General features: G+C 41.5%; 22 protein-coding genes and 1 tRNA gene. 14 read left to right on the forward strand and 9 right to left on the reverse strand.

Translation table 11 applies throughout. The features are described from left to right. The first annotated feature begins 132 nt into the window (after positions 1-132). Positions 133-627, forward strand: a complete 495-nt coding sequence (locus tag IQ244_RS15710; protein WP_322746071.1) for a hypothetical protein — start codon at positions 133-135, stop codon at positions 625-627. 64 nt (positions 628-691) lie between these two features. Beyond that, on the forward strand, positions 692-832 hold the full coding sequence (locus tag IQ244_RS33240) for a hypothetical protein (protein ID WP_322746072.1): 141 nt from the start codon (positions 692-694) through the stop codon (positions 830-832). Positions 833-1,067: 235 nt separating this feature from the next. Here the strand turns inward: IQ244_RS33240 and IQ244_RS15715 are convergent, their stop codons facing one another. The 4 genes from IQ244_RS15715 to pds all read right to left on the reverse strand — a co-directional run bounded on the left by IQ244_RS15715 (position 1,068) and on the right by pds (position 5,104). Next, complete coding sequence (locus IQ244_RS15715; RefSeq protein WP_193895636.1) at positions 1,068-2,381, reverse strand: ABC transporter substrate-binding protein; 1,314 nt, start codon at positions 2,379-2,381, stop codon at positions 1,068-1,070. 195 nt (positions 2,382-2,576) lie between these two features. Beyond that, positions 2,577-2,668: transfer RNA gene (locus tag IQ244_RS15720), tRNA-Ser, on the reverse strand. 80 nt (positions 2,669-2,748) lie between these two features. Continuing rightward, entirely contained in the window at positions 2,749-3,681 is a 933-nt protein-coding gene (gene crtB / locus IQ244_RS15725) for a 15-cis-phytoene synthase CrtB (protein ID WP_193895638.1), read from the reverse strand. Next, positions 3,665-5,104: a 15-cis-phytoene desaturase gene (gene pds / locus IQ244_RS15730; protein ID WP_193895640.1), complete on the reverse strand. Its 1,440-nt coding sequence runs from the start codon at positions 5,102-5,104 to the stop codon at positions 3,665-3,667. The genes crtB and pds overlap by 17 nt, the downstream gene beginning before the upstream one ends. 286 nt (positions 5,105-5,390) lie before the next feature. Between pds and IQ244_RS15735 the strand changes: the two genes are divergently transcribed. The 8 genes from IQ244_RS15735 (at position 5,391) to IQ244_RS15770 (ending at position 11,778) form a co-directional block, all read left to right on the forward strand. Further along, entirely contained in the window at positions 5,391-6,479 is a 1,089-nt protein-coding gene (locus IQ244_RS15735) for a glycoside hydrolase family 3 N-terminal domain-containing protein (RefSeq protein WP_193895642.1), read from the forward strand. Positions 6,480-6,769: 290 nt separating this feature from the next. After that, a complete protein-coding gene (locus IQ244_RS15740) occupies positions 6,770-7,003 on the forward strand; it encodes an EF-hand domain-containing protein (RefSeq protein WP_193895644.1) in 234 nt (77 codons plus the stop codon). Between the two features lie 626 nt (positions 7,004-7,629). After that, positions 7,630-9,276 carry a B12-binding domain-containing radical SAM protein gene (locus IQ244_RS15745; protein WP_193895646.1) on the forward strand — a complete coding sequence of 549 codons (1,647 nt, stop codon included), beginning with the start codon at positions 7,630-7,632 and terminating at the stop codon, positions 9,274-9,276. Between the two features lie 11 nt (positions 9,277-9,287). After that, the gene (locus IQ244_RS15750) at positions 9,288-9,479 is read left to right on the forward strand and encodes a CPXCG motif-containing cysteine-rich protein (RefSeq protein ID WP_193895648.1); all 192 of its coding nucleotides are present in this window, start codon (positions 9,288-9,290) and stop codon (positions 9,477-9,479) included. A 78-nt stretch (positions 9,480-9,557) separates the two neighbouring features. Then, positions 9,558-10,022: an SRPBCC family protein gene (locus IQ244_RS15755; protein WP_193895650.1), complete on the forward strand. Its 465-nt coding sequence runs from the start codon at positions 9,558-9,560 to the stop codon at positions 10,020-10,022. 296 nt (positions 10,023-10,318) lie between these two features. Then, positions 10,319-10,726, forward strand: coding sequence for a phage holin family protein (locus IQ244_RS15760; protein WP_193895653.1), 408 nt, complete (start codon positions 10,319-10,321; stop codon positions 10,724-10,726). A gap of 120 nt (positions 10,727-10,846) precedes the next feature. Beyond that, positions 10,847-11,032 (forward strand): YqaE/Pmp3 family membrane protein, encoded by a 186-nt coding sequence (locus tag IQ244_RS15765; protein ID WP_193895655.1) that lies wholly within the window; start codon positions 10,847-10,849, stop codon positions 11,030-11,032. 230 nt (positions 11,033-11,262) lie between these two features. After that, positions 11,263-11,778 (forward strand): Uma2 family endonuclease, encoded by a 516-nt coding sequence (locus tag IQ244_RS15770; protein ID WP_228058947.1) that lies wholly within the window; start codon positions 11,263-11,265, stop codon positions 11,776-11,778. Positions 11,779-11,868: 90 nt separating this feature from the next. On the opposite strand, the gene IQ244_RS15775 is transcribed toward IQ244_RS15770, so the two are convergent. Beyond that, a complete protein-coding gene (locus tag IQ244_RS15775) occupies positions 11,869-12,651 on the reverse strand; it encodes a histidine kinase (protein ID WP_193895656.1) in 783 nt (260 codons plus the stop codon). A gap of 286 nt (positions 12,652-12,937) precedes the next feature. Here IQ244_RS15775 and petJ point away from each other — a divergent pair, with 286 nt between their 5' ends. Together petJ and IQ244_RS15785 are read left to right on the forward strand one after the other, a co-directional pair. Beyond that, positions 12,938-13,261 (forward strand): cytochrome c6 PetJ, encoded by a 324-nt coding sequence (gene petJ / locus IQ244_RS15780; RefSeq protein WP_416209780.1) that lies wholly within the window; start codon positions 12,938-12,940, stop codon positions 13,259-13,261. A 24-nt stretch (positions 13,262-13,285) separates the two neighbouring features. After that, positions 13,286-14,305 (forward strand): aldo/keto reductase, encoded by a 1,020-nt coding sequence (locus tag IQ244_RS15785; protein ID WP_193895658.1) that lies wholly within the window; start codon positions 13,286-13,288, stop codon positions 14,303-14,305. 15 nt (positions 14,306-14,320) lie between these two features. Here the strand turns inward: IQ244_RS15785 and IQ244_RS15790 are convergent, their stop codons facing one another. After that, complete coding sequence (locus tag IQ244_RS15790) at positions 14,321-14,794, reverse strand: DUF4385 domain-containing protein (protein ID WP_193895660.1); 474 nt, start codon at positions 14,792-14,794, stop codon at positions 14,321-14,323. An 83-nt stretch (positions 14,795-14,877) separates the two neighbouring features. Between IQ244_RS15790 and IQ244_RS15795 the strand changes: the two genes are divergently transcribed. Together IQ244_RS15795 and IQ244_RS15800 are read left to right on the forward strand one after the other, a co-directional pair. Then, positions 14,878-15,348 carry a VOC family protein gene (locus IQ244_RS15795; protein ID WP_193895662.1) on the forward strand — a complete coding sequence of 157 codons (471 nt, stop codon included), beginning with the start codon at positions 14,878-14,880 and terminating at the stop codon, positions 15,346-15,348. Between the two features lie 47 nt (positions 15,349-15,395). Beyond that, positions 15,396-15,677, forward strand: coding sequence for a hypothetical protein (locus tag IQ244_RS15800; protein WP_193895664.1), 282 nt, complete (start codon positions 15,396-15,398; stop codon positions 15,675-15,677). A 143-nt stretch (positions 15,678-15,820) separates the two neighbouring features. On the opposite strand, the gene IQ244_RS15805 is transcribed toward IQ244_RS15800, so the two are convergent. From IQ244_RS15805 to IQ244_RS15815, 3 genes are all read right to left on the reverse strand, one after another. Next, complete coding sequence (locus tag IQ244_RS15805) at positions 15,821-16,303, reverse strand: ABA4-like family protein (RefSeq protein ID WP_193895666.1); 483 nt, start codon at positions 16,301-16,303, stop codon at positions 15,821-15,823. Positions 16,304-16,508: 205 nt separating this feature from the next. Further along, the gene (gene cobW, locus IQ244_RS15810; protein WP_193895668.1) at positions 16,509-17,549 is read right to left on the reverse strand and encodes a cobalamin biosynthesis protein CobW; all 1,041 of its coding nucleotides are present in this window, start codon (positions 17,547-17,549) and stop codon (positions 16,509-16,511) included. Between the two features lie 144 nt (positions 17,550-17,693). Continuing rightward, positions 17,694-18,410, reverse strand: a complete 717-nt coding sequence (locus IQ244_RS15815) for a heme oxygenase (biliverdin-producing) (protein WP_193895670.1) — start codon at positions 18,408-18,410, stop codon at positions 17,694-17,696. Positions 18,411-18,647 lie beyond the last annotated feature (237 nt).

Raw genomic sequence — 18,647 nt, forward strand, 5'->3', positions numbered from 1 at the left:
AGTTTTATCTTGCTCTCTAGTCAGAAATACCCTTAAACGGCTACCCATATTGCTGTTACCTTTGTAGACGCATTGTACGTATTTACTTATCTTTACATAGTTTGGTTTTTTCGCCTCGTTCTACTTACTGTCTTGACTTGTAGTTTTTCGGCTATAGCCCAGACAATAGACACGGCAAATACTCAACAGTTCACGGATTCTTCTATCATCACAATATCCTCAGAATCAACTACATCTCAACAGTTTGCCAGTGCTGACACCCAGGAATCTACTAGTTCAATCCTCACGCCGATTCCGGGAACAGTCGCCACCTCATCAGCCGCACTCTTACATCAGTCTGTTGAAGTTACGACTCAACCGCCAGAGGTCAAAAAAGTTGCCCAATCAAATGTTGTGAATGTTGGTAGACGCACTCGTGGCGGTAGAGGTTATATTGGTATTGGCGCTAATATTGGCTTAAGTGGCGGTGATACATCTTTAGGTGATGGCAACTTTGCCGTTCTGAGTAAGATTGGATTCACAAATGCCTTCTCTATTAGACCTTCAGCCATATTTGGCGACAACACGACAATTTTGATTCCCGTCACCTACGATTTTTCTTTACAACAAACAAGACGAATTTACTGAGCCTTTACCCATAGCGCCCTATTTAGGTGTTGGTGCAGCTATTAACACTGGCGATGATTCACAAGTGGCTTTCTTAGTATCTGGTGGGATTGATGTACCCCTCAACACTCAATTTACAGCCACAGCATCTGTAAATGCAGGATTTTTTGACCGAACTGAGGTGGGTTTATTGGTAGGAGTTGGTTACAACTTCAGCGGCTTCTGATTACTGAAGTTAAAAGTACAAACGCAAAAGGCAAAAGAATTTTTTCTTTTGCCTTTTTATAGCCGTAGTCACTGAGCTTATACCAATTTGAAGAATGATCGCTACAGATGTAGGTTGGGTTGAGGGACGAAACCCAACGCCTTAAAACCTTGTAGATGTTGGGTTTCACTTCGTTCTACCCAACCTACGCATCTCAGCACGGGCTGAACGCCCCGCTACCGCTAACAGCACTTTGCTATTTAGGTGTAACTTTATCTATCACGCTAATCTTGCCATCATCTCCTACACTCCAAACATCATAGACACCAAGGACATCACCGTTAGCATCAACATCTACGTTGCCACTAGCACCTTGGTAGTTAATCGTTTTACCTTCTTGGAGTAACTTTAACCCTTCACAGACATCAGTAACTTCTGTACCTGAGCCAGCCGCAACTTCCCGAATTTTACTGGAAATGCCCACACCTGTGTTGTCTTTAGCGGCTTGTGCTGCCAAGACTAGCAATGCAGCAGCATCCCAGGCTTGGGGTGCGTATTCTCCAGGTGAACCACCTTTTTTCTCCTTCCACAACTTGTTAAAAGCTTCTAAAGCTTTACCATCGGAACCAGGTACAGTACCTAGCGCCCCGGTTAAGATAAATTTGCCATCGCTACCTTTACCTACTTGTTCTGGGAAGGTGGGTGATTTCACGCCATCAGTGAGCAGAACTTGTACTCCCTTGGTCAAACCTTGTTGATAGGCAGCTTTTAACAGGAGACTACCTGTTTCAGCATAAAGTACAGCGACTACGGCATCTGGCTTACCCGCAAATGCCGCTGCGGCTTCGGTGTCAAAGGTCTGGGCTTTGGGGTCATAACGCACTGGGTTATTTTTATTAACTACAGTACCGCCTAATTTTTCAAAAGTTTCGACAAATGCTTTTTCAAAACCCACACCATAATCGTTGTTAATGACAACTGTGGAGACGCGTTTAAAACCTTTTTTATTAGCTAATTGAGCTAACGCCAGTGCTTGATACGTATCTGGGGGTGCAGTCCGCGCCCAAAAGCCTTTAAAGTCGCCTTTTTTCGCTTTATCTGTAAATACGGGACTGGTGCTACCAGGAGACACCAACATAACTTTATTAGGTACAGCCACAGAAACCGCTGCTGTGGAAACACTACTAGCAAAAGAGCCAACTACTCCTCCAACTTTATCTAGTGTTGCCAGTTTAGTCATCCCAGCCGCACCAGCTTTGGGGTCGGTTTGGTCGTCTACTTGTACGAGTGTGACGTTTTTACCATTGACTCCACCACAGGCGTTAACGGTATCCACTAGCAAAGGTACAGATCCTACCATTTGCTGTCCGATGGAAGCTAAGTCACCAGTTGTTGGTAGTAGCGTTCCAATTTTTAACCCATCAGTACTACTGGTTGTAGTGGTTGAGGTCGCTGCTGGGGAATTAGTACTGGTGGTATTGCTAGTGTTGGTATTATTGCAAGCTGCGGTGAAAAAGCCTGTGGCTATGGTAGCTACACTCAAGGCTAGGGCAGTAGTAATTCTTGGCATAATTTACTTTCACTCCTCTGATATTCAGGAGTCTGAAAGTAGGATTCAAACTATGTTTCAGGTTAGCTTGATCTTAACAGACTCCAAATGTTAAATGATAACATCTACCATGAGGAGTATCTGTGTTAATGCCGACATTGATATTAATATTTGTTTAATGATTTTCAGTACTGAGTGGAATGTACTGATGGAAAACGGAGAGGGAGGGATTCGAACCCTCGGTACGGAGTTGCCTGCCGTACAACAGATTAGCAATCTGCCGCTTTCGACCACTCAGCCACCTCTCCAGGGTCACGAATATCTATATTAGCAGTTTTTCATCAATAGTCAATAGTTATTAATTTTGCTGTTGACTATTGACTAAATTTTACAGAACTTGCGATCGCATCCATGCCACAGGTAAAGTAGATAACTTTCGCCATTGGGGGACGTAGGCTCGCTGATTGAACACATCATAATCGTTGCGTTCAATGACATTTAAAATGCCGCTGTAGTGCATCAATGCTGCCCAAACTGGCAACCGCGCATCAGGAGATAGATAAGCAATACCTCTTTCTGCCTTGCGATAAAATTGTTCTGCCCGTGCAATTTGAAAGCGCATGAGAGAACGCCAGCGGTCATCTATGACACCCTGGAGCAAGTCTTGTTCGGTGTAGTTAAATCTTGCCAAGTCTTCTAACGGCAGATAAATTCGCCCCCGCCTGGCATCTTCTCCCACATCTCTTAAGATGTTGGTCAGTTGTTTAGCGATTCCTAGAGCAATTTCTTCTTGAGTGGGAATATAACAGGGTTGTTCACGGTTCCACGGTGCTGTATTGCTGGTGTTATCCAACCCCATAATTGCAGTTGACATCAAACCGACAGTCCCAGCCACCCGATAACAATAGAGGTACAATTCCTCAAAAGTTTCGTAGCGACTGCGGTATAAGTCCATTCGTTGTCCAGCAATCATGTCCCGAAAGGGCTGAATGTCCATCGGAAAGCGTTGCACCGTATCAACCAAAGCTACATCATAATTTTCGACTGGGTGTCCAGCAAAAATTGATTCTAGCTGCTGCTCCCATTGATCTAGGGTTTCTGGTGTGGTAAGAGCAGATGCAGGGCCATCCACTAGTTCATCTGTACGGCGACACCAAGCATAAATAGCCCAAACAGCAGGGCGTTTTTCTTTACTCAAAAGCAAAGTACTCAGGTAGAAAGTTGCGGAGTACTTGGCGATAAGTTGCCGACAAAGTTTGTATGACTCGTCTACAGAGACCAGCGTTTTCATGCGCGGGGGGGAATCAGGCAGTTGCAGCATTCGTTGCAGGCGTTCGGGTTAGCGTTTGTAGGTTTGAGGCACTGGCCTCTGGCAGCGATTCACAAATCGCCTGCGCTGTTAGCTTACCAGAAAGTACGGCCCCTTCCATACTGCCTAGATAGCGTTGCATGGTGTAACTCCCGCTGAGAAAGAAATTGGCGATGGGAGTTTTTTGGGGAGGACGGTACTGTTGGCGACCAGGAGTCGCTTTGTAAACTGAACGCGGCGTTTTCACTACATGAGATTTCAACAGTTTGGCTGGATTCTCTTGCCCAAAGTGTTCGGGTAAGAGTTTTTCCAACTCTGTCATAGTTGCAGCAATAATTTCCTCGTCAGATTTGCTAATCCAATCTTTAGCAGGAGCCAGAACTAATTCCAGCATTGAGCGATCTGGGTTAGCATATTCTCGACAAGTGTTGCTCATATCAGCATAAACGCTGAGGAGGGGCGATCGCGAAAAAAGTAGTTGATCAATGTCGGTTAATTTTCGATCAAACCAGAGATGGAGGTTAATTACCGGCACACCTTCTAAGCCTTCTAGCTTTTGGAAGCAGTCTATTTGCTGCCAAGGTTCTGGCAACATAACTTTTAAGGCATCAACTGACATGGCTGATACGTAAAAGTCTGCCGTCACAACTTCATCTGGTTCGCCATTTAACCCGCGCAGCAAAAATTCTTTGACTGTCCCATCGGGGTTGAGGACAATTTGTTTTAGGGGCGCGTTTAGCCGCACTTGGCCGCCACCTGCGGTAATGTAATCAACGATTGGTTGACATAATCTTTCGGTGGGTGAACCATCCAAAAAGGCGATTTTGGAGCCATATCGCTCTTGCAAAAAGCGATTTAAGGCAGTTAATAAAATTGTGGATGATACTTCATCGGGGTTGATAAAGGTGAGGGCTTTAGAAGCAGCAATAAATACGTCACTGGCTACTCGTTCCCCAATACCTTGTCTTTTCAACCACTCGGCAAAGCTGTACTTGTCCATCTCCTCGACATATTTTTGACCGCGCACAATGGCTGGAAGCAGGCCGATAGCGAACCTAATTTTTTGCTCCCAAGTCAACATATCGTTGTTGCGAAGAATCGAGGCAATAATGTTAAACGGAGAGGGAATATCGGGAACATCAAACCGTGAGAGTGTTCCGGGTTTTTCTGGTTGATTAAAAATTAGTGTATGCTCTTTCCACTGGAGGCGGTCTTGAATGCCTAACTCCTTGAGCAATTGCAGCATATTGGGGTATGCCCCAAAGAAGGCGTGTAACCCGGTTTCGTACCAGTCGCCGTCAGAGTCTTTCCATGCCGCTACAAGGCCACCCAATACGTCCCGACGCTCTAAGACAATGGGAGTGTGACCTGCGTCTATAAGATATTTCGCGCAGGAAAGTCCTGCTAGACCAGCGCCAGCGATCGCTACTCGCATTTACACCTACTGTTGTTCAATATTTCTTAATGGTTTTGCCGTTCTCATTATACGTTGCAAACCGTTACATTTGGCAGTAATTGTGCGATCGCTTACCTAAAAACTTCTGCTAGAAGGGATTTAGGGACTAGAGACTAGGAACAAAAAGGGACTAGAAAATAGAAACAAAAAAGTAATTTTTCTGACTAAGTAATTAGCTATCAATCTAGATAACCATGAGACAATCAAAACATCTATTCTCTAGCCTCTATGAGCAAATTTAAACAATAACTATAGGTAATAAATTATGCCAGTATCACGGGAGCTAGAACTATTCGGAAATCATCTGATTCTCGGTATTTCCGGCACAAAATTAAGTGATGATGATAAACGGGCGCTCAGTGAATTAAAACCAGTTGGGGTGATATTTTTTGCGAAAAACTTTATAGATGGTGTTCCTTATCAGGTTTGGTTAGCCAGCTTTCAAGAACTCATAGACCAAATTCGTGAATATGCAGAACGCGATTCGATGTTCATGACTTTAGATCATGAAGGTGGGCGTGTAGTCCGTACACCCTTACCAATTACGAGATTTCCCTATGCAGCGTTGTTGCGATCGCAAGCTAGGGAAGTAGCAAAAGCCACAGCCAGAGAGTTAAAATCACTGGGCATTAACGTATCTTGGTCGCCTGCTGCTGATATTTACTCTAATCCGCATAACCCGGTAATTGGGCCGCGTGCCTTTGGTAACACACCAGAAACCGCAGCAAAAGGAGCGTTGGCATATTATTTAGGGCTGCAAGATTCCGGTATTTTAGGATGCGCCAAGCATTTTCCAGGACATGGAGACACCAGTACAGATTCTCATTTTGAATTACCAGTACTGAATTTAACTGTACAAGATTTGCGCGATCGGGAACTGATACCTTTCAAAGCTTTGATTGATGCTCAAATTCCCTTAATTATGACAACTCACATTTTATTTCCCCAAATTGACCCAGATGTACCGGCGACTATTTCGCAACCGATTCTGAAAAATATCCTTCGTGATGAACTAGGGTTTGAGGGTGTAGTTGTCTCTGATGACTTGGATATGAAAGCAATCTCCGATAGGTTTACCCAAAGCGGAACCGTCGCCCGCGCCTTTAATGCTGGGTGTGACTTGTTTATTTTGTCGCGGAATATCAATTCATCGTCTTTGGAACGCACTTATTACATGGCGGGAGATTTTGCTGATGCTCTCAGTAACGGTAACTTAAAGAAAGAGGTAGTGACCGCAGCTAGGCAGAGAATTGAAAATCTACTAGCACAGACACCGCAATATATTGTCCATGCTTTAGATAAAGCTACATTACTACAACACGCGGAGTTAGCGATCGCTTGTTCTTTCCCATAAAGCATTTCAGGCAATCACAATATCGGCGTTGCGTAAGTCCTGTTACGATAATCCAGCTTGTCAGGATTTTGATAAAGTACATAATACAGTACGGGCGATCGCGGAATAAAATAGCATAGAGGATCGCACATAGTTGATGCAATAACTCCTGCACTCGTTCAGCCGGGGCAAGACACCATGCACACCATTCCACTAATCTCAGCCCCAGCGATACCTATTTCTAACTCTCAAGATATAAGTTTGTTTAATTTGGAAATCTTAAAATAAAAGATTAATTCAGATAGAAACTTATGACAACCGAGCAAGAGCTTCAATCTCTTTTTAATACTTTAGATCGCGATCAAGATGGCAAAGTCTCCATTAATGAGCTTTTTTTAAGTCCTGGCTTAAGTGCAGTCATCTCATCACAAACAAATACCAGTAGCCCCCAAGAGTTGATAGTACAGTATGATTCAGACGAAGACGGTAGTATTACATTTGAAGAGTTAAAGCAAGCAGTTAAGAAAGCAAGTAATTTAACCTAGCACTCAAAAAATCCCCAATCCCCACAATCCCTCTTAGCACCCAAGCTAAGAGGGATTTGCCATTTCTCGCTCAATTTTCTCAAGACTTATTTAAATGTGACTATTTCGGAAAAACTGACTCCTTTTGCGTTGCCGTATCAGGTTGCCGGAGGCATCGCACAGAAACTACTGGTGAGGAATTAATTGCTAGATTTTGTTAGGTTATACTAGATAAGGCTTAGAGGTTGTTTTAAAAGTAGTTAGCTGTAATTTTAAGCACTTATTTATCCCCCCTAACCCCCCTTAAAAAAGGGGGGAACTGAATTAAAATCCCCCTTTTTAAGGGGGACTTAGGGGGATCTAAAAGTATTTGATACATTGCCAGGGACTTTTCAAATATCCTCTGAGAAATTTACTTTTAAACGCAGAGGTAAAGACAGCAAAAAGTTGAGCCACTGCTTTGGGCGGCTTTGCCTACTTGTAGCAAATGTCGTCGGGTTCCCGCTGTTGAGCAAACTTTTCAAAACAAAGTTAGGCAGAGTCTTTGTTCAATTTTCGGCTCTAAAAATATAGATGAAACTGATTAATCATCAAGCAGTAAATCTTAAAGAAATTATCAAAAATCAACAATTACGAATTATTTTGCAATGACATCATCTGTATTTGCTGCGGAACGTCTTTTATTTACTCCTACTACTCCTGATACTGATGCGATACCTTTAATTTTTGCTTTTCCTAATGAGTACAGTGTGGGTATTACTAGCCTTGGCTATCAGGTGGTTTGGGCAACTTTAGCAATGCGCGATGATGTGCAGGTGAGTCGTCTATTTACTGATATTCATGAACAACTTCCTAGACAGCCGGAAATTGTGGGGTTTTCGATTTCTTGGGAATTGGATTATGTGAATATTTTAAATTTGCTGGAATCTTTGGATATTCCAATTAGGGCAAATTTGCGTGCTGAGAATCAGCCTATCATTTTTGGTGGCGGCCCAGTGCTGACAGCTAATCCTGAACCTTTTGCTGATTTTTTTGATGTCATTTTGTTAGGAGATGGGGAAAATCTGCTGGGTGATTTTATTGCAGCTTACAAAGAAGTAAGAAATGCTGATAGACAAACTCAGCTAAAAAGATTGGCACAAGTACCGGGGATTTATGTTCCAAGTTTGTATGTGGTGGAATATCACACACCAGATGGTGAAGTAAAGTCAATTAAGCCGATTGATTCAGAAATTCCGGCTATTGTGCAGAAGCAAACTTATCGTGGAAATACTTTATCAGCCTCAACAGTTGTCACAGAAAAGGCTGCTTGGGAAAATATTTATATGGTGGAGGTGGTGCGGAGTTGTCCAGAAATGTGCCGCTTTTGTTTGGCAAGTTATCTGACTTTACCATTTAGAACAGCCAGCCTCGAAGGTTCATTAATGCCAGCGATTGAACGCGGGTTAAAAGTAACAAATCGCCTAGGATTATTGGGCGCTTCTGTGACACAACATCCTGAATTTGAGGAGTTATTAAATTATCTTAGTCAGCCGAAATATGATGATGTACGGTTGAGTATTGCTTCTGTGAGAACTAATACGGTAACGGTGCAGTTGGCAGAAACTTTGGCAAAACGTGACACGCGATCGCTTACCATTGCTGTAGAAAGTGGTTCCGATCAACTGCGGCAAATCATCAACAAAAAGTTGCAAAATGATGAAATCATCCAAGCGGCGATAAATGCCAAAGCTGGCGGACTCTCAGCCTTAAAACTCTACGGGATGGTGGGTATTCCCGGTGAAGAGGCGGAAGATTTAGAGGCGACTGTGGCGATGATGCGGAGTATCAAAAAAGCTGCGCTAGGACTGCGATTAAGCTTTGGCTGTAGTACTTTTGTCCCCAAATCCCATACACCATTTCAATGGTTTGGGGTAAATCGTCAAGCAGAAAAACGGTTGCAGCTTTTACAAAAACAACTCAAACCCCAGGGGATAGATTTTCGTCCAGAAAGTTATAACTGGTCTATCATACAGGCTTTGTTATCCAGAGGCGATCGCCGATTATCTCAACTTTTGGAACTTACCCGCGACTTTGGCGACTCCTTGGGTAGTTACAAACGTGCTTTCAAGCAACTTAAAGGGCAAATCCCCAATTTAGATTTCTACGTCCATAATACTTGGTCAACATCTCAAGTCTTGCCTTGGAGCCACTTGCAAGGGCCGCTACCGCAGTCTACACTACTAAAGCATTTGGATGAGGCTACCAGTCATTTCCGTTCAGCCCCCAAAGAACTACAGCCCTTAAATTCCTAGCCAAAAATTGAATGCAAACAACTGCTGAGTATTACTGCGCCTTTTGCGGCGAACCGAACTTAACTTTTATTGACTGGAGTGCTGGGGGACAACAATCTTATGTTGAAGACTGTCAAGTTTGCTGTAACCCCAATATTTTGTATGTGCGGATTGATGAAGATACTCTAGATATTGAAATTGATACCGAATACGACGAAGGCTAATACTATTTGGATTTAGAATAGCTTTCTGCATTTAAGTTGTGTCAATCTATCTGTTTCCATCATTTTTTATTGCTGTTCATGCTGCACTTCAACCATTCATCGTTAATTAATGCGCCAATAGAAGTAGTTTGGCAATTTCATGAAAGGCCAGATATTCTGCAAATGCTAACTCCACCTTGGCAACCAGTCAAAGTAATTCGGCGGGAGGGAGGACTGCAAGTAGGTGCTATCACAGAGTTTCGTTTGTTTCTAGGGTTAGTACCTTTAACTTGGTTAGCGCGTCACACAGAATGTGAACAATATCGCCTATTTGTGGATGAACAGATATCCGGCCCCTTTGAAACTTGGGTACATCGGCACGAATTTCAGCTAGAAGATGGCAAAACTAGATTAACAGATGCGATTTCTTACTCTATGCCAGGGGGAGATACGGTTGAATTTGTCAGTGGTTGGCTAATTCAAACTCAACTAGAAGCGATGTTTCGCTACCGTCATTATGTAACAAAGCAACAATGTGAGGGCAAAGGCAGTAACTGGTGGTAAAAATAGGGATTAGGGGCTAGGACAACAAGGCTAAAGTATAAAGTGTGAAGTCTGAAGATATCTTGTACCATTCTCCATAACAGTAGGGTGAAAGTGGCTTATATTGAGGGGAATATACAAGTCTCAAATAAAACTATCCTCTCATAAATTTTCAGCTAATTGCTTGAAGTTCTGGCAAAATAGGTCAATTGGTAGAAGCAGAATCTATCTTGCAAGAGAGGGTAAATCTTCCCACATTGTTCATGATAGTAGAAAGACATTCAAACAAACTATCACTGAAATTTTAGGTAAAAAAAATGTTGGGAACATTTCTGATAACTCTAGCTACAGCACTAAGCTTACTAATTGTTGATTTAGTTGTGCCTGGTGTGAATATTGCAAATTTTCCCTCTGCTTTAATTGCTGCTTTAGCAATTGGCTTAATTAATAGTTCAGTAAAGCCAGTTCTCTCTACTCTATCTTTACCTTTAAACCTTGTCACCTTCGGCGCATTTTCTCTGGTTGTTAACGGTATCTGTTTTGCATTAGCAGCATTTTTAGTACCTGGGTTTAGCGCTCATGGAATTCTCGCTTTTATTCTCGGCCCAGTTGTTCTATCTTTGGCTAACACCTTCATTGGCAACTATTTTGCTGAAAGAAACGTGGCTTTAACTGGTAACACTTCAACTCCAGGTGAATTACCTCAAGGCAATCCTCAGCAATAGTACAAGTATTATCCTTTGGAAAAGTCATACAGAATTAACATAATGCCTGGGACAGAGTTGGTAGTTAAGTTAATTCTGGACAATGTGAATTAATCAAATTGAAAAAGTAACAGCAAATCTATGAAATTATTTCGTTTTCTTCTAGCTCTTGTCGTGCCTCCTTTAGGCGTTTTTATGACAGTTGGTGTTGGCCCTACTTTAGTAATTAATATTCTGCTCACCTTACTTGGTTGGCTTCCTGGTAGTATTCATGCACTTTGGGTAGTGGCTAAGAGAGAAGAAGCATTGAATAGTGGAACTTACTAAAACTAGGCTTTAACTTAGGCAAGGGATTTGACACAAATTCGGCATAAACCTCTCTCAATAAGGACAAAAAATTAAGGGTAGATTTATATAATCTACCCTTTTTATTATGTTTTTGATTAATGTTTATATAGCCGTAGTAAATTATGTTGATTGCACATAAAATATGCAATATAATCAGAGTCCGTGCAGAATAAAGTTTGTCAAAAGATATGCCCCAGTCAGTTACGAGGATGTCACTGGCAGAGTTTTTGGCTCAACCTAAGATTGAGGCTTCGCCTGCGTGGGAATTAATTGATGGGCGAGTTGTTCAAAAAACAATGCCAACTCTGTTTCACTCCCGACTGCAACGTAATCTAGTCAATTATATTAACGATCGCACTGATAAATTTGAAGCGGTGCAGGAGCTACGTTGCATTGTACCACCTTACTCACCAGTCCCAGATATTGCTATCATTGCTGGCGAGCGCCTTGGCGATGAGGATGGGCCATTTAATGGAGCGCCAGATTGGTTAATTGAAATTCGCTCACCTGACCAAAGCACTTTAGACTTACAAAACAAGATTCTCCATTGTCTCAGTAATGGAACGCAACTAGCTTGGTTAATCGATATTACTCGTCAGCAAATATGGGTTTGGCAAGGAGATGACCTACCAATAGTCTTTGCCGGAGTAGACTTGCTACCAAGTTTAGGTATTCTCCCTGAACTTACAGTGAATGCTGTTATGGATATGACTAAGGGAAAATAGCTACTGTATGAGTATGTTGCTAACGAAATTTTGCTCGCTCAGATACCCGACTTATTGAATAAATCGGGTATTTTGATTATTCAGGAATGATTAGTTTTTATCTGCTGGTTCTTTGTCTTTAAACAAATCAGCAGTTGCGAGGAGTAACTCGCGTAAGGTTTGTTTGAGTTGGAGTTCTTTGCGAGCTATCGCTGTACCTGCTTCTCCTAGTTTATCTTCTAACTGCGATCGCTTCTGTGATACCTGTGTCGCTAAAACTTCCGCTTGGGGACGAGCTTGGTTATACCAAGTTTTGGCATCATTGAGATAATTTTGCACTTCTTCCGAACGTCCGCCATAACGCGCAGCTAAATTAGCTCGGACAATGGCTAATTGTGCTTGCAATTGTGCATAACGTTTTTTTAACAAAGAAACTTCATCACTATCTTTGATGGCGGTAACAGCCGAGTCAATGATGCTGGTGGTGTCAGTAGTTTTTCCTACACCTGGTTCTTGAATTTCTGCTAATATCCCATCTACATCTTGCTGAAGCTTTTCTTCTTCACTATCTAGTTGAGCTTGCAACCTTTGGAGTTCTGATTGAGTTTGAATAATATTTTCGTGTCTTTTCCGATTAGCACCTTCTAAAGCACCTTCAATAGAAGCTGTCACTTCTTCTTTAATTTCGCCACCTCTTTCTTGAAGGCTTTCAATAACAGCAGAAACCGCATCTCTGACAAGTCCACGCAGTTCGATGGAACCTTCTTTAAACTCAGAACCAACTTGCGAAACTGCTGCTTTGACAATTTCTCTAACTCGTTCAGTCCGTAACTGACCAGTTTCTTTAGCTTGTTTCAAGTCAGTTTGAATTTGTTCTTTGATATTTCTAACCATTTTCAACTCTGGGTATTTAGCTAATTTGGATAAATTATTTAGTTTAAGTATGATGCCACACTTAAAATTGTGACCTATTTCATGAGGAATAGGCACTTCCTTTAGATAGAAAATAAAACATGGGGGCATTTATCTGCGGACAGCGGCGCTTTTATTTACATAGAAAATATCGTGTATCACTATGTACATTCTTGTGAGAAGATGAGTTTTAATTTCTAGTTAAGATAGAAAAATGATTAACGCTAAAGCACAAATCCGGCTCATAAGAATTAACTTGCTAAAAATCATGCAATTAGTATGTTTAATTCTCTTGTTATCTACCACCACTTTTACCTTACCGGCTAGTGCAAACGAAATATCTAATGGCTCAGAAATATTTAGCGTCCATTGTGCTGGCTGTCATATCAATGGTAGTAATATCATCAGACGGGGCAAGAATTTAAAAAAGCAAGCACTGAAGAAATATAATATGGATTCTATTGAGGCAATTACATCCATTGTCACCAATGGTAAAAGTAATATGTCTGCTTATAAAGACCGCCTCACTGAACAACAAATTCAAGATGTTGCGGCTTACGTTCTGGAACAAGCTGCAAAAGACTGGCGTTAAATAAATAACTCAAAATTAAACTATATGGTGCTACCTACAGACAGTCGTCTTCAACTTACTCCTGATTTAAACATTTGTCGGATATTAAACGGAATGTGGCAAGTATCTGGCGCACATGGACAGATTAATCCTAAAACCGCAATTCCCGCCATGTTTCAATATATGGATGCAGGTTTTACTACCTGGGATTTAGCCGACCATTATGGCCCGGCGGAAGACTTTATTGGTGAATTTCGCCATCAACTACTTGCGAATAGAGGTCAAGCAGCTTTAGCTAACTTACAAGCTTTCACAAAATGGGTTCCCCGTCCTCGCAAAATGACGAAAAAAGTGGTTGAGGACAATATTAATATTGCTTTGCGGCGAATGAATGTTGAATCATTAGATTTAATGCAATTCCATTGGTGGGAGTATGAAGATAAAAATTATCTAGATGCTCTCCAATTTATGGCTGAATTGCAAACTGAGGGAAAAATTAAGCATTTAGCTTTGACGAATTTTGACACCAAACACTTACAAATTATCGTCAATGCAGGGATTAAAATTGTTTCTAATCAAGTGCAATTTTCTGTAGTTGACCGTCGTCCAGAAGTGGGAATGGTGGAATTTTGCCAGCAGCATGATATTAAACTATTTACTTATGGTACAGTTTGTGGCGGTTTCTTATCAGAAAAATATTTAGGTCAGCCGGAACCAAAAAACTTTGATTTAGCCACAGCCAGCTTACGCAAATACAAAAATATGATTGATGCTTGGGGTGGTTGGCGATTATTTCAGGAATTGCTGGCGACACTCAAAGAAATTGCTGATAAATATAGTGTCAGTATTCCTAATGTGGCGGTACGTTACATTTTAGCTAAACCAGCAGTGGGAGGTGTGATTGTTGGCGCAAGACTAGGTGTATCGGAACATATTGAAAATAACGCCAAAGTATTTAATTTTAGTTTAGAGCAACAAGACTGCGATCGCCTTGATCAAATCTCCCAAAAATCCCGCGATCTATATCAGATAATTGGCGACTGTGGCGACGAATATCGCAGATAATTTATAGTTTGTCATCTAGCAAGTTTCATACATTTGTTTATGCTTGGCTAAAAGCTGGAGATATTTGGGATTTGTCTTTGCTTCAACCCATTTAGTTTTAAAAATAGCGGCTGATTCTGCTTTGATTGGGTCTACATCGAATGGTAATATTTCTTTTTCAGAACTTCCTTCTTTGGAAGTTTGTTTGTATTTTCGTCCGCTTTTATGATTAGCGTAACGGCGAGAACGAGTATAACCCATCTGGATAAACTTCCGCGCCATATCTGCTCCCACAAAATCTTCCTGTTCTAAATACCCTAGAAAAAGCTGATAGATTTTTTCACTCGACTCTCTAGCAATTTCTGGTGTTTTGAAGCGCCAATAGGGGAGAATTTCTGATTTATAGGGTTCTACCAAAAGTACACCCTGTTCACCTTTACCAACGCGATATAATTCAGGGTGTTGGCGAAAATCTATTTTGGTAAATGCTAAAGAATAATCAAAAGCCATAATAATTTACAATAAACTCTGTTTAAGAGTTCAACTTCTATCTTAGTAAGGAAATTTATTCTGCCCTTTTATCTAACTGCTGTATGAAAAGTATCCTTGCTCCTGGACATTTGCGGAAAGTGCATCACATTGCTCTCAATGTCAAAGATATGCAGGCTTCGCGTCACTTTTATGGTATTGTTTTAGGCTTGCATGAATTGACAGGTAAGCAAGTACCCGCAACCCTAGTGGAACTTGTCGCTGAAGGGAAAGTCGCCAACTTTGTGACTCCCGACGGCGTAATTTTAGACTTATTTTGGACACCTGATCTCAATCCACCCCACCCAGACCCAGAACAGAGTTTTACAAGAGCGTATCATCTAGCTTTTGATATAGATGCGCGATTATTTGAGACAGCACTAGCTGTTTTGGAGGAAAATAAAATAGCGATCGCTCATGGCCCAGTTACTCGTCCTACAGGTAAAGGTGTGTACTTTTATGACCCCGATGGTTTTATGATTGAAATTCGTTGTGATCCTCAACCTGAAAGGAAAGTACCGAGTGCTAATTACTGAGTTCGTCTCTAAAATTTATTCTCCTGATATTTCCTTCTTCTATGGCAATGCAGATATTTCAACTCATTGAAGCCACACTTACTAAACCACCTATTCCCCACGAACCATATAAGCAATCTTTGAAAGCTTGGGCAATGTATTGCTTACGTGACAGAGGCTTCAAAGTTGTTTATGCTCAAAATGCTGATTTTGCCATTGAAATCAAAGGTGGAGAAAAAATCTATTTTAAGGTGACAAATAATGCAGATGATGTAGATAGTTCCTGCGCTTGGATAGTGTGGGACAGTGTTGCTAAAACTACTCAATTAATTCCCCCTACATCATCTTGATAATTTAATTTTGCATAATCAATTAGCCCAAATACCCGACTTATTTAATAAGTCGGGTATCTTGTTATTCACGAATGATTTAGGACTCCAAGAGCAAGGATTACTTGTAGATTACCTATCAATCAATATTATTTAAATTCTCATTAATTACCAGGAGATGAGACAGCTTGTTCTGGTAATTTAGCTGCTTCACTAGCTGGAAAGTTGGGAGAAATTGCTTTGGTAATCCAGTAAGTTAGGATGTGAGAAAGTAGTCCCATCGGCCCAGCAAACAAACAAAGAAATAGGGAATGAATTGTCCAAACTCCGGTTTTTTGACCTTCCCAATAGATAAATCTGCCAACAAACAAATCCATCACTAAAAAATGAATCCAACCTGTTGCTGCGGCTGTTTCATCGGCAAAAAATCGCGCAATATCCGCTAGTTGAGGATTAGATAAAGCTTGGGCATTTTCTGGAGTGATACTGGTAATGAATAAATACAAATATGCTCCAGCTAAGGGCAAAAATGGAATGTATGATTCCATAATTCGCCGGGTAACTTTCCAGTTAGGCAGGAGAATAATCAACGCCCAAAAAGGTAAAACAAATAGATTGGCAATGTCAAATAATTGCGAGATTGTCATAAAAAGAATAGCAGGTGATAGGTTACAGATTGCAGGTTATAGGTTTGATCATTTACTGATGTCCTAATAACCTTGGTTTACTCAGCTAAAAAACGGTTAGTTTGCATATCTAAATTAGATTAAACTCTTGTGAGTGGGCATCTTGACCGCCTACGTTATGCAAGTTCAAAGTGCAACGCCTTATCAATAGCAAAAGTAGAATAACCTACAAAGCGACAAGTTGGGATTCTATTTCTGTTGAGTTCAAATCACGACCGATAAACACTAAGCGGGTTTGTCTGGCTTCTGTTGCTTGCCAAGGACGGTCATAAAATTTATCAAAGCGGTTTCCTACGCCTTGCATAACTAGGCGCATGGGTTTATTGGGAACTGAGACAAAGCCTTTAATGCGGTAAATTTCTTGTTGGTTGACGAGATTTTGCAACTGTTGTTGGAGTTGTTCTGGGTCAAAGGCGCGGTCTAAAATGACGTGGGTTGAGGTGATTTCGTCGTCGTGGTCGTGGTCTTCTTCGCTGTCGTGATGGCTGGGACGGCTATCTAAGTTGTCTTCGACGGCGGCTTGTAATCCTAATAATACAGATGGATCGATTTGACCGCGATCGCTCTCTACCATTTTTACCACTCTGGGCAGTTCTTGTTTGACTAATTCTTCGACTTGGGCTTTCGCGGCTGCATCTACTAAGTCAGTTTTACTCAATACCACTAAGTCTGCACAGGCGAGTTGGTCTTCAAATAACTCTTGCAATGGTGTTTCGTGTTCTAGGCTATCATCTGCTTGGCGTTGGGTGGCGATCGCTTCTAAATCACTGGCAAATGTGCCAGCGGCGACGGCTGCACAATCTACCACGGTAATTACTGCATCTACGGTTGCAGCGTTGCGAATTTCTTGCCAACGAAAGGCTTTAATTAGGGGTTTAGGTAAAGCCAAACCCGAAGTTTCTATGACAATACAGTCAATGCTATCTCGGCGTTTGATTAACTCTTGCATTGTGGGATAAAACTCTTCCTGCACAGTGCAGCAGAGACAGCCATTGGTTAACTCAAAGATATTACTCCCGCCATCTTCATCTTCGGGGCAGATTTGACAAGATTTCAACAGTTCGCCATCAATACCCAGTTCGCCAAATTCGTTGACTAAAACGGCGATGCGACGACCTTGGTTGTTTTGCAGCAGGTGACGAATTAGGCTGGTTTTACCACTACCTAAGAAGCCTGTAATTACAGTAACGGGAATTTTGTTAGCCATTGTTCAATCATTTAGCCTTACGACTTTTTACTCAGCACTATTTCCAGACAGCAGTAGGGGCAACTTCCTTGCGATCGCCTTACCTTGATAAGATGACCCCAGGGAAATTGCCCCTAGAAGTAACTAAAATTAGTTTACAGAAATTTACTCAGCTGTTGCTAGTTCGGTGCTGCCACGAGCGCGACGGCGGGTGAGGCTATTGTATAACATCATACCGATCGCTTTAATCAAGTTCCCTTCTAATTCTTGGAACATTTTCATGTTGGTACCAAAGGCAGCGTTAGCTTCCTCCACGATGCGATCGCCTGTAGCATCATCAATGGGTAACTCATCTAATGTTTGCCGATAATTAGCTTTGAATGCCTTTTCATCAGGAATGTCGGCAAATTCATAGAAGGCTGTTCCTTGGCTATCGTGCAGATTCATCGCTGTGACAGCAATGTTTTTGAGAATCTGTCCTCCGGATAAGTCACCTAAATAACGGGTGTAAGAATGAGCAATTAATAATTCTGGTTCTGTCGCCGAGATTTCGCGGATGCGTTGTACATAAGCTTCACCTGCTGGCGATAGTTTGATTTGCTCGCGCCAGTTAGCACCATAATAAAAGCTCAGGTCTTGCTCTAGAGTTCGCTTGCGGTGCAGTTGGGGAAAATTAATTTTAGAAATAATTGGGTGCTGGCGGTGCTTGTCCATCTCCTCTTCCATTGCCGAGTAGACGAAGTAAAAGTTAGCCACTAGCTTCCGATAGGAATTCTTCTCTACCACTCCTTTTAAGAAGCACTTGACAAAACCTACATTTTCTGCCATTGTGTGGGCTTTTTTTGTCCCGACACGCAACTTGCTGGCTAAATTGCTGCTCATACTAAAATTTTTCACCTTTAAAAGGATATACCGAGGTTCCGTATTTACGAACGGCTAAGAAAGGTCATTAAAAAGTTACATTAGAACTATTTGATGAGAATTTATATTAAAAATTTTTAAGCAATTAGATTGTTTACTTTTGTAAAGCTGGATGGAACTCCGGGAAAGTAACTACTCCACTCATGACCAAGGGTAAAATTTATGGCGAAGATGATGATTACTGGAGTTTCTGTATAA

It is taken from the genome of Nostoc sp. LEGE 06077, assembly GCF_015207705.1.
Taxonomy (GTDB): Bacteria; Cyanobacteriota; Cyanobacteriia; order Cyanobacteriales; family Nostocaceae; genus Nostoc_B.